The organism is Simiduia sp., from assembly GCF_058345725.1.
Genome location: NZ_JBTUOC010000007.1, coordinates 31,646 through 47,485 on the forward strand (window position 1 = coordinate 31,646; position 15,840 = coordinate 47,485).

The 15,840-nt window shown below is 57.7% G+C and carries 13 protein-coding genes; all 13 read right to left on the reverse strand.

Features of this window, described 5'->3' with window-relative positions; genetic code table 11:
- Nucleotides 1–145: 145 nt before the first annotated feature.
- The 13 genes from ACW8F6_RS01915 to asd all read right to left on the reverse strand — a co-directional run bounded on the left by ACW8F6_RS01915 (nt 146) and on the right by asd (nt 15,839).
- Entirely contained in the window at nt 146–1,084 is a 939-nt protein-coding gene (locus ACW8F6_RS01915; protein ID WP_491574146.1) for an AAA family ATPase, read from the reverse strand.
- Nucleotides 1,074–2,312: an O-succinylhomoserine sulfhydrylase gene (locus ACW8F6_RS01920; protein ID WP_491574147.1), complete on the reverse strand. Its 1,239-nt coding sequence runs from the start codon at nt 2,310–2,312 to the stop codon at nt 1,074–1,076. Before ACW8F6_RS01920 ends, ACW8F6_RS01915 begins: the two co-directional genes overlap by 11 nt.
- Nucleotides 2,313–2,342: 30 nt before the next feature.
- A complete protein-coding gene (gene purF, locus ACW8F6_RS01925; RefSeq protein WP_491574148.1) occupies nt 2,343–3,875 on the reverse strand; it encodes an amidophosphoribosyltransferase in 1,533 nt (510 codons plus the stop codon).
- A gap of 72 nt (nt 3,876–3,947) precedes the next feature.
- Nucleotides 3,948–4,454, reverse strand: a complete 507-nt coding sequence (locus ACW8F6_RS01930; protein WP_491574149.1) for a CvpA family protein — start codon at nt 4,452–4,454, stop codon at nt 3,948–3,950.
- Between the two features lie 97 nt (nt 4,455–4,551).
- Nucleotides 4,552–5,106, reverse strand: a complete 555-nt coding sequence (locus tag ACW8F6_RS01935; RefSeq protein ID WP_491574150.1) for an SPOR domain-containing protein — start codon at nt 5,104–5,106, stop codon at nt 4,552–4,554.
- Between the two features lie 55 nt (nt 5,107–5,161).
- Entirely contained in the window at nt 5,162–6,439 is a 1,278-nt protein-coding gene (gene folC, locus ACW8F6_RS01940) for a bifunctional tetrahydrofolate synthase/dihydrofolate synthase (RefSeq protein WP_491574151.1), read from the reverse strand.
- A gap of 6 nt (nt 6,440–6,445) precedes the next feature.
- Entirely contained in the window at nt 6,446–7,309 is an 864-nt protein-coding gene (accD, locus tag ACW8F6_RS01945; RefSeq protein WP_491574152.1) for an acetyl-CoA carboxylase, carboxyltransferase subunit beta, read from the reverse strand.
- Between the two features lie 38 nt (nt 7,310–7,347).
- Nucleotides 7,348–8,157, reverse strand: coding sequence for a tryptophan synthase subunit alpha (gene trpA, locus ACW8F6_RS01950; protein ID WP_491574153.1), 810 nt, complete (start codon nt 8,155–8,157; stop codon nt 7,348–7,350).
- A gap of 28 nt (nt 8,158–8,185) precedes the next feature.
- On the reverse strand, nt 8,186–9,421 hold the full coding sequence (gene trpB / locus ACW8F6_RS01955) for a tryptophan synthase subunit beta (protein WP_491574154.1): 1,236 nt from the start codon (nt 9,419–9,421) through the stop codon (nt 8,186–8,188).
- A gap of 26 nt (nt 9,422–9,447) precedes the next feature.
- The gene (locus ACW8F6_RS01960) at nt 9,448–10,110 is read right to left on the reverse strand and encodes a phosphoribosylanthranilate isomerase (protein ID WP_491574155.1); all 663 of its coding nucleotides are present in this window, start codon (nt 10,108–10,110) and stop codon (nt 9,448–9,450) included.
- 78 nt (nt 10,111–10,188) lie between these two features.
- Entirely contained in the window at nt 10,189–11,061 is an 873-nt protein-coding gene (gene truA, locus ACW8F6_RS01965) for a tRNA pseudouridine(38-40) synthase TruA (protein WP_491574156.1), read from the reverse strand.
- A 75-nt stretch (nt 11,062–11,136) separates the two neighbouring features.
- Entirely contained in the window at nt 11,137–14,235 is a 3,099-nt protein-coding gene (locus ACW8F6_RS01970) for a motility hub landmark protein FimV (RefSeq protein ID WP_491574157.1), read from the reverse strand.
- Nucleotides 14,236–14,729: 494 nt separating this feature from the next.
- Nucleotides 14,730–15,839 carry an aspartate-semialdehyde dehydrogenase gene (gene asd / locus ACW8F6_RS01975; RefSeq protein ID WP_491574158.1) on the reverse strand — a complete coding sequence of 370 codons (1,110 nt, stop codon included), beginning with the start codon at nt 15,837–15,839 and terminating at the stop codon, nt 14,730–14,732.
- Nucleotide 15,840: the final 1 nt, after the last annotated feature.

Below are 15,840 nucleotides of genomic sequence, written 5' to 3' on the forward strand. Positions count from 1 at the left end.
CTCTCTGACTCATTGCTGTCGACTTGCTGTTATCGTTTAGCAGGCACTGCAGCGCCATAGATTCGGCGCCTGCCAATGATAAGTTATAGTCCAGAAACGCGCGGCGCGGCGACCACCGGTCGGCACCTGAGGAAATATCCCGGATTTAGCCCTGTAGAACGTCCACAGAGTCCAATGTGAGGCGCACCAGACTGTCACCTTGGTGGTCACCTTGTTCGCCCGTACCTTTAACGCGGTGGGCAACCACCGGTGCAAACAGCGTTTGCAGATCTTCTGGCAGTAGGTATTTACGGCGGTGTAACAGCGCCCAGGTCTTGGCCGACTTCAACAGTGCCAGAGCGCCGCGTGGAGACAAGCCATAACTGTATTGCGGGGCCGTGCGCGTGTGGTTCACCAACCGCTGAAGGTAGTCGAGCACTGCGTCCGAGACTTTGACCTCGTCGATGGCCGCGCGCAATTTGTTCAATTGTGCAGGCGTCAGGGCGGGTTTGATACGGGTGAGCAGTGTGCGGCTGTCCTCGCCTTGAAACAGCGCGCGCTCGGCTGCTTCAGAGGGATAACCCAAACTGATGCGCATCAAAAAACGATCCAGCTGCGACTCGGGTAGATGAAAAGTTCCCGCCTGCGAGAGGGGGTTTTGCGTGGCGATCACAAAAAATGGGTCTGGCAGCTGACGGGACTCGCCGTCGATAGTCACCTGCCCTTCTTCCATGGCCTCCAGCAAAGCACTTTGGGTTTTGGGCGTAGAGCGATTGATTTCGTCGGCCAACAATATCTGCGAAAACACGGGCCCCGGATGAAAACTGAACTGGCCGTCGGTCTGATTAAACACAGAGACGCCCAATATGTCGCTGGGCAGTAAATCGGAGGTGAATTGTATGCGCTGATAGGAAAGTCCAAGCACTTGGGCCAAGGCGTGTGCCAGGGTGGTTTTTCCCATGCCGGGTAAGTCTTCGATCAATAAGTGGCCGCGCGCGATGAGGCAGGTCACCGCCAGTTTGATCTGCTCGTCTTTGCCCAGCAGCACGCTGGCCACCTGTTCACAGGCGGCAGCCACGGGCTCCAGCAGCTTACTAAAGGGCATTTAGGCCTCGCTGCAAGTCTGCTTTGAGATCTTCGACATTTTCAAGTCCCACCGACAGACGAATGAGGTTTTCCGTGATGCCAGCTTCGGCCTTGTCGGCCTCGGACAGACGCCCGTGGGTAGTGGTCGCCGGGTGAACAATGGTGCTTTTGGCGTCACCCAGATTTGCGGTAATACTAAAAATTCGCGTAGCGTCGATACACCGCCACGCCGCTTCACGCCCCCCTTGCACCTTGAAGGACAGCACGCCACCAAAGCCTCGCTGCTGCTGTTTGGCCAGCTCGTGGCCAGGGTGACTGGGCAATCCGGCGTAATACACCTGCGCCACTTGCGGCTGCTGGTGCAACCACTCAGCCAGGGCCAGGGCACTGGCGCAGTGGGCGTCCATACGCAAACGCAGGGTCTCTAAACCCTTGACGAAAACCCAGGCATTGAAGGCGCTCATGGTGGGACCCGCGGTGCGCACAAAGGCCAACACTTCGTCCATGTGGGCTTGGCTGCCCACCGCCACGCCGCCCACACAGCGACCTTGACCGTCTAGGTACTTGGTGGCCGAGTGCACCACGATATCGGCGCCCAAACTGAGGGGTTTTTGCAATGCTGGCGAGCAAAAACAATTGTCTACCACCAACAAAGCGCCGTGATTTTTTGCCAGTGCAGCAATGGCCGGCAGATCTGCCACTTCACACAAAGGATTGGATGGTGTTTCCAGAAACAACATTTTGGTGGCCGGTGTTAAGGCCGACTGCCAGCTGTCTAGATCCGTTAAATTCACAAAGGTCGTCTGAATACCCAGCTTTGCCAGGTACTTATTAAAGAGCGCATTGGTGGTACCAAAAACGCTGCGCGAGCACACCACGTGGTCGCCCGCCTTCAACAGTGCCATGCAGGTACTGAGAATTGCCGCCATACCCGACGACGTGGCCACCGCCGCCTCACCGCCCTCCAAGGCCGCCATGCGCTCTTGAAAATAGCGCACGGTGGGGTTGGTGTAGCGCGAGTAGACATTGCCAGGGTTTTCGCCGGAAAAACGCGCTGCCGCCGCCTGAGCCGAGTCAAACACATAGCTGGAGGTGAGGAACATGGCCTCGCCGTGCTCGCCTTCTGGCCCGCGTAGCTGGCCAGCCCGCACGGCCAGGGTATCCAAGCCGGCGTCGGACAATGCCTCGTTTAACAAGTTGCGCTGCTGATCCAAATAAGCTGCAGAACCCAAGTCCTTTTTCGCCATGCGTTGGTCGCCTTTGCTTGAAAAAATTAATTAGCCCAGTTCGTGCATGTCATTGTGCAGGCCAATTACGGTGTCGCCATCGCCTGCTTTTTTGATCTTGCCCGCCTTTGCCGCATCGTTGCGCGCCGCGTCGAGTTTGGCCAGATAGGCCTCGTCCACGTCGCCGGTGACATATTCGCCGGTAAACACCGAGCAATCAAACTGACCCACTTCGGGGTTGCCTTCGCTGGAGGCGGCAATCAGATCTTCCAGCTCCTGATAGATCAGCCAGTCGGCCCCGATTTCGCTGCAGATGGCTTCCGTAGAGCGATTGTGGGCGATCAGCTCTTTGGCAGAGGGCATGTCGATACCGTACACATTCGGGTAGGACACTGCCGGCGCGGCGGAGGCAAAATATACTTTGTTGGCGCCCGCTTCGCGGGCCATCTGAATAATTTGCTGACAGGTCGTACCGCGCACGATGGAGTCATCCACCAACAGCACATTTTTCCCTTTGAACTCCAGCTCAATGGTATTCAATTTTTGGCGCACCGATTTTTTGCGCTGCTGCTGGCCCGGCATAATAAATGTGCGGCCGATGTAGCGGTTTTTTACCAGGCCTTCGCGGAACTTAACGCCCAGCGTTTGCGCCAGCGCCTGGCCGGCCACGCGCGATGAATCGGGGATGGGCACCACCACGTCAATATCGTGATCGGGCCTTTCGCGCAGAATTTTCTCGGCTAACTTCTCGCCCTGGCGCAGACGCGCCTTGTAGACAGAAATGCCGTCCATGATGGAGTCGGGACGGGCAAAGTAAACGTGCTCGAAGATACACGGGCGCAGGGCTGGCGCCTTGGCGCATTGGCGGCGGTGTAATTGGCCGTGCATATTGATGTAAATCGCCTCGCCCGGCGCCACATCGCCCTCCAGGGTAAAGCCCAGCGTATCCAGCGCCACGCTCTCCGATGCCACCATGTATTCGTCGCCGTTGGGAGTGCTGCGCTTGCCGTATACCAGCGGCCGAATACCGTGGGGGTCGCGAAAGGCCACAACGCCGTAATTGGCAATCAGTGCCACCACTGCATAGCCACCCTTAACGCGGTCGTGCAGCGCTTCTACGGCGGTGAAAAAATCATCGGCCGAGGGCGTGAGCTTATTCAGCCGGTGCAGTTCGTGGGCAAAGACGTTAATTAATACTTCCGAATCGGAATCGGTATTGATGTGGCGCAGATCCGCCCGGAACACATGCTCGCTCACCTCGGCGGCATTGGTGAGATTACCGTTGTGTGCCAGTGCGATGCCGTAGGGAGAGTTGACGTAGAAAGGCTGCGCCAGTGCCGGCCCCGAGCTGCCCGCCGTGGGGTAGCGCACATGGCCAATACCCATGTTGCCCACCAGGCGCAGCATATGGCTGGTGCGAAACACGTCGCGCACCAGGCCATTGGCCTTGACCTGTGCCAACCGGCCCTCGTGGCATGTCACAATTCCAGCGGCGTCCTGGCCTCGGTGCTGAAGCATCGTTAGGGCATCGTACAACTGGGTGTTGACGTTACCTTTTCCGACAATTCCTACAATACCGCACATAGTTTTTCACCTTAGCGCATACGCTAGTTTAACAATCTCTACCCCAACCGAGAGCCAGGGCTGTACCCGCGACTAACTAAAGCCGCTAAAAATACGGTTTAGCAGATCACCCGCATCGCTGGCCAATTGTTTGGCCCAACCTTCGAAGGACAGAAACTGGGGGATCAACATCGACTCCTGCCACCAGGGGTCCTGGTCGACGGGTAAAAAATGGGGCAGCCAAATAAGCAGCGCCATAATGACCACCAGGCCACGGGCAAGGCCAAAAAACATGCCGAAGAGCCGGTCGGTTCCGGTGAGGCCGGTCATTTTCACCAGCTGACTGATCAGGTAGTTGACCATGGCACCCACAACTAGAGTGCCGAGAAATAGAAGCGCAAATGCGAGAGAGTGAACCACCGACGGGGTTTCAGACACGCCCTCCAACAAGGGCGCCAGGCGATCGTCGAACCAGAGCGCCACGCTAATGGCGAGCACCCAAACAACCAGAGAAAGCGCTTCTTTAACAAAACCTCGATAAATGCTGATGACGCTGGAAACAAACAGGATCGCAAGGATCATCCAGTCGGCCCAATTCATGGAAGCTTCCTTTGGTGTCGTACGATGGTACGCGGTCGAGATTCGAGGCGCGCATTCTAACAACTGTAACCAGTGAGCGGTAGGTGTATTTCCCAACTCAGGGCTTAAACTCGCGCAGCAACGCATTGACCTTCAAGCTTGCATCCAGCTCCTGCTTCACCTTGAGCATCGCCTGCTTGTCGGCTTTTGGGCCCACAAACACCCGCACAACCTGCTGGCCTTTGCTATTCACCAGCGGACGGGTAAAACTGGTGTGACCGGCCTTCTCCAGTCGCTCGCGCAAATCGTTGGCACGCGCCTCTTCACTGAAGCTGGCCACTTGCAGTACCCAGCCCTGCAACACGCCCTGCTCGTTCAAAGCCGCCGGCGCGCTGGTGGCCTTTGGGGGCTCGGCAGAGGCTGCCGGTTCTGCAGGCGCCGCAGGCTCATCCACCAATGTGTACATGGCTTCTGGTGCCTTGGCGGGCTCTATACCCTCGGGCCGCTCGGGCTCGGGGATAACTTGCGGAGTTATGGTGGGTGCCGGCGGTATCTGTGATTGACCGCCGATATAGCGGTTGTCCGGCTCATCAAACAGGCTGGGAAAAAATATGACGGCCACGGACGCCAGTACCACGGCCCCGACCAATCGCTGTTTTACACTGTCATCCACAGACACTACCTTTCAATTTGTGTGTACCTTGCCAGCGCCAATGCGACGCGTCAGCTTACCCGGGCGTTATCGTTGACTCGCCCATTGACCCGCTATTGGCCAGCCAGGCTAGCGCCGCAGACACAGTGAAGAATGACCCCAGCACCCAGATAGTATCACCGGGCCGACTGCCCTGCATGGCTTGCGCCAGCGCGCTTGGCACCGAATCGCAGCATTGGCTCCCGGGAGCACCCGCCTGTGCCGCCAATGCCTGCGCACTAGCGGCTCGCGCATTGCCTGGTAGGTCGGCAAAATACCAGCAATTCACTACATCGCGCAGTGGCGCCAGTACACCCTGCTGGTCTTTGTCAGCCATCATGGCAATGACCGCATGCACCTGGCCACCCACACTTGCGGGCCTGGCGCGCGCTACAAAATAGGCACTCGCCGCGGGATTATGGGCAACATCCAACAGCCATTGCCGCCCGTTTACATGTAATCGCTGAAAGCGCCCCGGCACGCCCAACTGAGGCAATTCTGCCAACCACTCTGGCGCTAGGGTTAAGCCCAGTTGTTGGGCAGCGACCAAGGCGGCACAAACACTCGGCAGCGGCAGCTGGGGCCGACCAAAGGCTATGCGAACCGAGCCAATCTGCAACTCACAATCAGCCCCTTGCTCGCGGCACTGGAAATCGCGGCCAGCCAGCATCAGCGTCGCGCCAAGGGCTTGCGCTGTCTCCAGCACCGAGGCCTGGGGCTCGGCGTCCATGTAAATAGCCGGCTTACCGCTGCGAAAAATACCGGCTTTCTCGCGCCCGATTGCGGCCAGATCGCTGCCCAGCCAGTCCTGGTGGTCCAGGGCAATGCTGGTCACGATGGCCAGGTCTGCATCGATAATATTAACGGCGTCCAAACGCCCACCCAGCCCCACTTCCAGCAGCCAGTACTCCAATTGCAGGGTGTGAAAGATCCACAGGGCTGCCAGCGTGCCGAACTCGAAATAGGTGAGGCTAATATCCTGCGCCTGCGCATCGATCGCGGCAAAGGCCTGGCAGATGAGCGCGTCTTCGGCCTCGACACCGTTGACCTGAATACGCTCGTTGTAGCGCAGCAGGTGCGGTGAGGTATACGCGCCCACAGTGCACTGCTGGTCGATCAGCAGGCTGGCCAGGGTGGCAACGGTGCTGCCCTTTCCGTTGGTGCCTGCCACTGTAATTACTGTGCGACTTGCCTCGGGTGCCAATAACCCAAGGCGCGACGCCACCGTGCGCACCCGCTCCAACCCTAAATCGATCGCATTGGGATGATGCTGTTCTTGCCAGCTCAACCAATCGGACAGGCAGCTGAAACGCACAGTAAATTATGCCACCTTGCTGTTAGTAAACTTTGCCAACAAGCCGGCCACTTTATCGCGCATTTTGTCGCGCGGAATAATCATGTCGATTGCGCCGTGCTCCAGCAAAAACTCGGCGCGCTGGAAGCCTTTGGGCAGTTTCTGGCGAATGGTTTGCTCGATAATATTCGGCCCGGCAAAGCCGGCGCGCGAACCTGGCTCGGCGGCATTAATATCGCCCAACAATGCCAAACTGGCCGACACACCACCGTAGACAGGGTCGGTCATAATTGAAATATAAGGGACGCCAGCCTGCTTCATGCGCTCGATCACGGCGCTGGTTTTAGCCATTTGCATCAGCGAGATTAACGCCTCCTGCATACGGGCGCCGCCCGTGGCCGAAAAGCACACCAACGGTATTTTTTCTTTTAACGCCAGTTGCGCGGCGCGGGTAAAGCGCTCGCCCACTACATAGCCCATAGAGCCGCCGTGGAAGGCAAATTCAAAGGCAACGGCCACTACCGGCATACCCTTTAGCAAGCCTTGCATGGCCACTAGCGCGTCTTTTTCACCTGTGTCTTTTTGGGCCTGGGTCAGGCGATCTTTGTATTTTTTAACATCTTTAAATTTCAGACGATCGATTGGCAGCACGTCTGCGCCAATTTCGTGGCGCTCCTGTGGATCGAGGAATATATCCAGTCGACGTCTGGCGCCAATGCGCATGTGGTGATCACATTTGGGGCAAACATCCAAATTGCGCTCCAGCTCCGGCCGGTACAAAACGGCCGCGCATTTCAAGCATTTTTTCCACAGGCCTTCAGGCACTTTGCTTTCGGCACGCTTGCTGTCTTTGCGCACCACATTGGTGACAATTTTGTCTAACCAGCTCATTGTGTTTTACCCAGTTGTCTAAGTTAAATTCAGAATGTTTACAGGCTATCCAGTGCCGCGCGCAGCGGCGCGATTAACGCCGCCGTCTGCGCGGCAATGGCGTCCACCGGCTGCCCGGCTAGCTCGCCCATCTTTGCAACCAACAAGCTGCCCACTACCACGCCGTCGGCAACGGCGGCCACCGCCTTGGCAGAGGCGGCATCTTTGATACCAAAGCCTACACACAGCGGTAGCGTCGAGTGGCGTCGAATGTCGCTGATTTTAGCGGTCACCGATTCGATATCCAAATGGCCTGCGCCGGTCACGCCTTTTAAAGACACATAATAGAGAAAACCGCCTGCCAGGGACGCAATATTGCCAATACGTGCGTCCTGGGTAGTGGGGGCCAGCAGGAAAATATGCTCGAGGTCGCGGGCCTTGAGCAAACCGTTAAATTCTTCGGCTTCTTCGGGCGGCAAATCCACCGTCAGGAAGCCATCGACACCGGCCTGCTGTGCGGCATCAGCTAGCTGCACGTAACCCATGCGCAAAATGGGATTGGCATAACCCATCAACACAACCGGCGTTTGGCTATTGTCCTTGCGAAATTCCGCCACCACGGCCAGGGTATCGCGCAAGCTGGTGTTATGGGCCAGCGCACGCTCGTGCCCCAATTGAATCACCGGACCATCGGCCATAGGGTCTGAAAATGGCACACCCAATTCAATGATGTCGGCGCCCTGTGCCACCAACTGATGCATTGTGGCCAAGGTGGCGCCTCGCTCGGGATCTCCGTTAACAATATAGGTTACCAGGGCTTTTTTGCCGTCGGCCTTGAGGCGCTGCAGGCAGTCATTTATGCGGTTCATAGTCATTCCAATCTAAAATTAACAGCGGCTACTTCACGCCTGACACAGTGATGCCGTCGATATCGGCCACCGTTAAAATGTCCTTGTCACCGCGGCCAGAGAGATTGACCACAATGGTTTGATCTTTGTCCATCGTGCGCGCCAACTTCATGGCATAGGCCACGGCGTGGCTGGACTCCAGCGCGGGCATAATGCCTTCCACCCGCGTTAAAGTGCGAAATGCCGCCAGCGCCTCGTCGTCGTTAATGGCGACATACTGCGCGCGCCCCGCATCTTTCAAGAACGCATGTTCTGGCCCCACGCCCGGATAATCCAGGCCGGCCGACACCGAGTGGGTTTCGATGATCTGGCCATTTTCATCTTCCATTAGGTAGGTGCGATTGCCGTGCAATACACCGGGAATTCCGTCGTTTAATGGCGCCGCATGGCGCCCTGTTTCAACACCATCACCACCCGCTTCCACACCGTAGATAGCGACATCTTTGTCTTTCAAGAAGGGGTGAAACAAGCCAATAGCGTTAGAGCCACCGCCGACACAGGCCACCAGCGCATCCGGCAGCCTGCCAATTTGCGCGAGCGATTGCGCCCGCGCTTCGCGGCCGATCACGCATTGAAAATCCCGCACTAATTCCGGATAAGGCGCAGGGCCTGCCACTGTACCGATGATATAAAAGGTGTCGTCAACATTGGTAGCCCAATCGCGCATGGCTTCATTCATGGCATCTTTGAGCGTGCGCGAGCCAGACTCGACGGCGATGACCTCGGCACCTAACAGTTTCATGCGGTAAACATTCAGCGCCTGCCGGCGCACATCCTCGGCACCCATGTACACCTGACACTTAAGCCCGAGGCGCGCGGCAACTGTCGCAGTGGCCACGCCGTGCTGGCCAGCACCGGTCTCGGCGATCACCCGCTGTTTACCCGAGTGCTTAGCCAGTAGCGCCTGACCAATGGTGTTGTTCACCTTGTGCGCGCCCGTGTGATTAAGGTCTTCGCGCTTTAAATAAATTCGCGCGCCGCCCACTTTGGCGGTGAGGTGCTCGGCAAAATACAAGGGCGAGGGTCGGCCCACATAGTGCGCCAAGTCGCGGTCAAATTCCGCTTGGAAATCTGGATCATTCTTCAGGCGGCGATACATGGCGTCCAGTTCATCCAGCGCATGTATCAGCGTTTCGGAGACGAAGCGCCCACCGTAGTCGCCGAACCGACCTTTAGCATCCGGTACCGCATCGAAATCCACTTGCTTGTTTTCTAGGTCTGACACATTCAACTCCGTTGCCAAAAGACGTTCTAAATTTGCTTGCGCTGTCCATCTGCCCGCTGCACCTGGGCAACCAATGCTTGCACCTTGGCGATATCTTTCACGCCGGGCGCCGACTCTACGCCACCGCTGACATCCACCCCGTAAACACCCGTGGCCGCTATCGCCTGGGCCACGTTTTCGGCAGTCAGGCCGCCGGCCAGCAGGATGGGACGTGGAGCAGCTTGCGGTACGCGGCCCCAATCAAATTGCTCGCCGGTGCCACCCGGCACGCCGGGCCGGTAGGCGTCCAATAAAAAACCCGCCGCACTTTCAAAGCCGGCCATGGCCGCCGCCACATCTAACCCCGGCTTCATGCGTAAAGCTTTAAAATAAGGCAGTCCAAAACTTGTGCAAAATGCCTCGGTTTCATCGCCGTGAAACTGCAAAACCGTTAACCCTACCCGCGCTACGGTGGACCGCACGATCGCGCCAGTGGCATTTACAAACAGGCCTACGCGATGAGTTAAGGGACCCAGCTGCGCCGCTATGACGGCGGCCTGCTCGGGGGTTACCGCCCGCGGACTGGGTTCGTAAAACACCAAGCCGATGGCATCGACCCCACAGGCTTCCACGGCCCGCGCATTGGCCGGCTCAGTTAAACCGCACACTTTAATACGCGTGCGCTGTTGGGGTATTCCACTCAGGCTCAAAGCTATTTCCCGTCCCGGCGAGCAGACCTCTGAAATCGAGGCCGAATACTAGCAGAAAAGACCCGCCAACACTGCAGGTTAACGGCTAAAACCACCCAGCTTTTCGGCCAGAAAACACGGGCCGGGGCTAAACTCTGGAATCCCGAACTCACTTGGATAGGCAACGCTCACCAGATAAAGCCCGTAAGGTGGCGCCGTTTCAGCCGCCTGAGTGCGATCTTGTGAGGCCAAAACCTGCGCCACCCACTCGGGTTCAGCCCAGCCCTTGCCCACGCGCATCAGCACACCGGCGATATTGCGAACCATATGGTGTAAGAATGCATTGGCACTGACCTCCATCACAATCAGATCGCCGCGCTGGGCCAAATCTATACGCTTGATGTGACGCACTGGATGCCGCGCCTGGCACTGCGCCGCCCGCAGAGCGTTAAAGTTGTGCTCGCCGATGAGGTGAGCGGCACCGGCGCGCATTCGACCCACATCTAGCGGCTCGCGACACCAAGTTAATTGATCGTTAAACAGCGCCGGCCGAAAGGGCGAGTTGAAAATAATGTACCGGTAGGTGCGATCGCGTGCGCTAAAACGCGCGTGGAACTCGGCTGGCACTTCGGCCGCCCATTTGATTGCCACGCCGGCAGGCAGATTGGCATTTACACCGGCAGTCCAGGCTTTGGCACTGCGAGTCGCGCGCGTATCAAAATGCACAACCTGATTGGTGGCATGCACGCAGGCATCTGTGCGCCCGGCGCACACCAGGGAAATGGGCTCATTCGCCACTTGCGACAGGGCTTCCTGCAGCGCCAGCTGGACTGTGGGCACGCCCGACTCCTGCTGCTGGAATCCGCGAAAGGCGCCGCCGTGGTATTCCACCGCCAAAGCCACCCTGCGCACGCCCTCCGGGAGCTGTAGGCCCCCGGTAATTTCGCAGTTAGGTGTATAGAGTTTTTGCACGTGTTACCCCTGGCGCCGCGCCCATAAAAAAGGCCCTGCACGCTAACGCCTGCAGGGCCTTTTGGCAAGTTGAGATCAGCCGATACGCGACATCAGTTCCTGCGCTTCGCCTTTCTGGGTATCGTCGCCCTCTTCGAGCACTTCGTCCAGAATATCGCGCGCACCTTCGCTGTCGCCCATATCTATGTAGGCGCGGGCCAAATCGAGCTTGGTGGCCACTTCGTCGCTGTCTGCCAAGAAGCCCAGTTCTGCATCCACACCTTCATCCTCATCGGATTCCGGCGTATCGGCCATGGCCTGCTCAAACACATCGTCGTCCGCATTTAACGGCGGCAACTCATCGGCTCCCTCTTCGATACCAAGGTCGGCACTGATATCAAACTCGGGCTCTTCCGCGGGGGCTTCAGGCCCCTCATCGTCCAGCGCCGCCAGGTCAGCATCCAAATCCAGATCCGCCGAGAGGGTTTCCATTTCCTGATCCAGCGCTTCGAGATCCACATCGCCAAAATCGCCCGCGCTGTCAAAATCGTCGGCCTCGACGGTCAGCGTCTCTGACTCCTCATCGTCACTCGCACTGTCGGACGCCACTGACCCGGTCGCCTCGGTCAGGGTCAACTCGTCATCCAGTGCCAGATCAAACACCTCGTCCTGCGCCGACTCGACAACAGGCGATTCGGCAAGCGGGGCATCTAGCCCATCGTCGCCGTCCAGACTGAGCGTGAAGGTATCATCGTCCGCCTCATCAGCCGGCGCCTCGTCGGACAGCGCCTCCAAGTCACCTAAATCAAAAGGCTCGTCCTCGACGGCCGCATTCTCTGCGGTAGCATCGTCCAAGCTCAAGGTAAATTCCTCGGCTTGCGACTCGGGCGCTGCGTCTTGTAGACCACCCGCATCACTCTCTGCACTATCGCCATCTAACGACAGGGCAAAGTCGTCCTCTCCATCGAGATCCAATTCGGCCAGCGCCTCTAGATCTTCGGTGGGTTCAGCGCTTGCATCGGCGGAATCTAGCTCCAGGTCAAGCGCAAAATCTTCATCATCCTCCGCGTCGCCCAAATCCAAACTGAACGCTTCCTCGTCGCCACTCTCTTCCAGCGCCGAATCTAAATCCAGCGACAGCGAGTCCTCTTCGGCAGGCTCAGCATCATCTAAGCCATCCAGATTGAAATCCAGATCCTCTAAGTCTTCGTCCAGGCTCAGCGACACATCGTCTGACTCACTAAGCTCACCAAAGCCTGCGTCCAAATCTTCTAGCCCTTCAAGCGCATCAAACTCTCCGTCTTCAGCACCCTCTTGCGCCAAGCTTTGCAGCGGGTCAACGTCGTCGACTTCATCAGCGGAGTCGGCCATGGCCGCGCCGGCTACTGCTGCCGTGGCGGCGGCAGCGGCCACAGGTTGCACCTGTGTGCGATCAAACTCTCCGGCGCCCGGTATTGAATCGCGCAATTCCTCAGCGCGCTGCTGACTCAGCTGATCACCGTGCTCCAACAAGCCCGCGTAGTGTTGATCGAAGGCCTCCAGGTTTTTCGTTTCTGCGTAAACCTCTAGCAGTTTGAGCGTAACGTCGCTGCGCCCAGGCTCGCGCGCCAGCGCCTTTAACAGCATCTCCTCGGCTTGATCGTACTTGCCGTAGGCTATGTAAATATCGGCCTCTGCAGCAACATCTGCGGTCTCCGCCTCTGCGGTTTCCACTTCCTCGAAGGTTTCGGGCTCTGGTTCTTCGGGCATTTCCTCGGCGTCGTCCTGCATGTCATCAGGCAGCGCGAAGGGATTGTCATCTTCCTGCTCTTCTTCCGGCTCTTCGTAGAAATCCAGCTCGTCGTCCTGCTCGCCCTCTTGCGCCTGCTTGCGCTTCCAGAAGAACAAACCGCCCAGCAAAGCCGCCAATGCCAGGGCGATGTACAAAATATTGTCCATCAGCGTGTCGATTAGCGACGGCTCTGGCTGGCTGCTGCGAACCACGGTGCTGGCCGCTGGCTTGGGCTGTTCCTGGGTGGCCGCAGGCGTCGGCTCTACGGGTGCCGGCGTGGTTTCGGGCTGCGCGGGCTCGCTGTCCACGGCCTGGCCGGCTGCCAACTGCAGCGCTCGCAACTCTTCATTGGTAACTTCAAGCAAGCGCTCCATGGTTTGGATCTGGTCTTCCAGATCGGTGACACGGGTGCGCAAATCTTCATTTTGACGCTGCGCCGCGCCCAACTCTTCCTGCGCAATGGCTAGCTCATTTTCCAGCACCTCGACATTGCGACCGCGGCCGCCACCGGTACTTGCATCTGTACGGGCACCGCCGCTGCTGAGCTGCACGCGACCTTCGCGGCCACTTTCGCGGCCGGACACGGCGCCGCTTCGGCGACTAGCTTCCAGCGCAGCACCGCCGCTCCACTGGCTATTTTGATAGGCCACTTCGTTAATGGCTTGGCGGGTGCTCAGAGAACTAATTTCATCGGCACTGGGCAGGCGCAATACCTGGCCTTTTTTCAACAGGTTAATGTTGTTGTTGATAAAGGCGTCTGGGTTCAAGCGCTGAATGGCAAGCATGGTTTGTTGCACTGAATAGCTGCGGTCGGGTCGCGCGGCCAAGGCAATATTCCACAGGGTATCGTTGGCCTGCACGGCGTAGTCACCGCCACTTGCAGTCTGAGATACCGCTGGCTGCTGAGCACTGGGGCGCGCTTCGGGTGCTGGCTGGGCCGCGCGCACGGTGGGCCGGGGACGCACGGGCTGAGCTGCCGGCGCCGTCTGGCTAGGCGCTGCAACGGCCTTTTGGTTTTTTTCGCTAAAGGTCGGGAGATCCATCAGCACCGTGTATTCACGAAGCATACGGCCAGTGGGCCACTGGGTTTCCAACAAGAAATTCAAATAGGGCTCGCGCACATTGTCGCTGGTGGTGACGCGGATATGCGGATTGTTTGGATCGTCGAGTACCACCTCAAACTTCATGCCACTCAAGAAGAACAAGCGCTCCACATTGGCGCGCTCGTAAGCTTCGCGCGAAGCTAAACTTACGATGATCTCCTCTTCACTCAGATCGCGCACCTGAAGGAGCTTAATTTGAGCATCGAGCGGTTGATTCAATGCCGAGTTGAGCTTGATCTCACCCAGTCCAAGGGCGAAACCCAGATTGGAGACCAGCGCGGCTGACACCCCAATTGATAAAGCCAACTTACGAAGACGCATATGACGATCCTTTTATTATCTCCCCGACTCCTGCCCCACCGCTGTATACCTTGAGTGCCAAGTGCACCTGGTTAACGTCGCGATACTGCACCTTGAAACCCATGGCTGGCGATGGCCTTAAGTCTCAGAGAGCCAAAACGGTCATGAAGTTAGACTACAAACCTAGAATATATCTTCAATAGTGCTCGTAAGTCTGCATTATAAATAGCTTTTTATCAACATTTGACCCGATAGCCAAGCGCAGAAACACCCACAGCTTTACCAGAGACGCGGCGTCGGTGTGGCTCAGGCCGGCACTATAGTGCTAAGCACTCGCGGCATCTGAGGCAGAGGTCACACCTTGTGGCAATGGGACGCAATATGCTAACTCGCTGATTACACAGGCTTTTAACTAAAAATTCGCCCTAAGGCGGGGACTCTGGGATTCACTACCCACCAAATGCCAAAGGGCCGCAACTGCGACCCTTAGATTCCTCATTTTTGACGACAATCCGCTATTTTTCCAGCAAGACCCGCAACATGCGCCGCAGCGGTTCCGCAGCCCCCCACAGCAATTGATCGCCCACTGTAAACGCCGACAGGTACTCGGGCCCCATGTTCATTTTGCGCAGGCGACCCACTGGCACGGACAGTGTGCCAGTCACCGCCGTCGGCGTTAGACCCGCCAGACTTGCCTCGCGCGTGTTGGGCACCACACTGACCCAATCGTTCGCCGAGGCTAGAATCTGCTCGATGTCTGTCAGCGGCACATCCTTGTTCAGCTTGATAGTTAATGCCTGACTGTGACAACGCATTGCGCCCACGCGCACACACAAGCCATCCACCGCCAGCGGGTTGGCAGAGCGACCAAGAATCTTGTTGGTCTCGGCCTGCCCCTTCCACTCTTCCCGGCTTTGGCGGTTATCCAATTGCTTATCGATGTAGGGCAGCAGGCTGCCCGCCAGCGGCGCGCCAAAATTCGCCACAGGGAAATCTTCGCTACGCATACTGGCAGCCACCTGGCGATCGATGTCCAAGATTGCCGAGGCGGGGTTATCCAGCAGCAATTGGGCATCCTGGTGAATACGCCCCATTTGCGCAATCAACTCGCGCATGTTCTGCGCTCCGGCGCCACTGGCCGCCTGATAGGTCATGGAGCTCACCCACTCCACCAACCCCTCGCGGTACAAACCGCCGATGGCCATTAGCATTAAGCTGACAGTACAATTACCGCCAATGAAATTTTTCACACCGCGGCTTAGGCCGTCTTTGATCACATTCAGGTTGACCGGGTCGAGCACGATGATGGCGTCCTCCGCCATGCGCAGACTTGAGGCCGCATCAATCCAATAGCCTTCCCAGCCGGCTTCGCGCAACGCGGGGAAGACGCTGTTGGTGTAGTCGCCCCCCTGACAGGAAACGATGGCGTCCATGGCCTTGAGCGAATCAATATCGGTAGCATCTTTCAAGCTGGGGATCGATTTACCAATATCCGGTCCCTGACCGCCCACATTCGATGTGGTGAAAAATATCGGCTCAATGTGGGCAAAGTCCTGCTCTGCCACCATACGCTCCATGAGCACCGAGCCCACCATGCCACGCCAACCAACAAATCCAACTCGCATT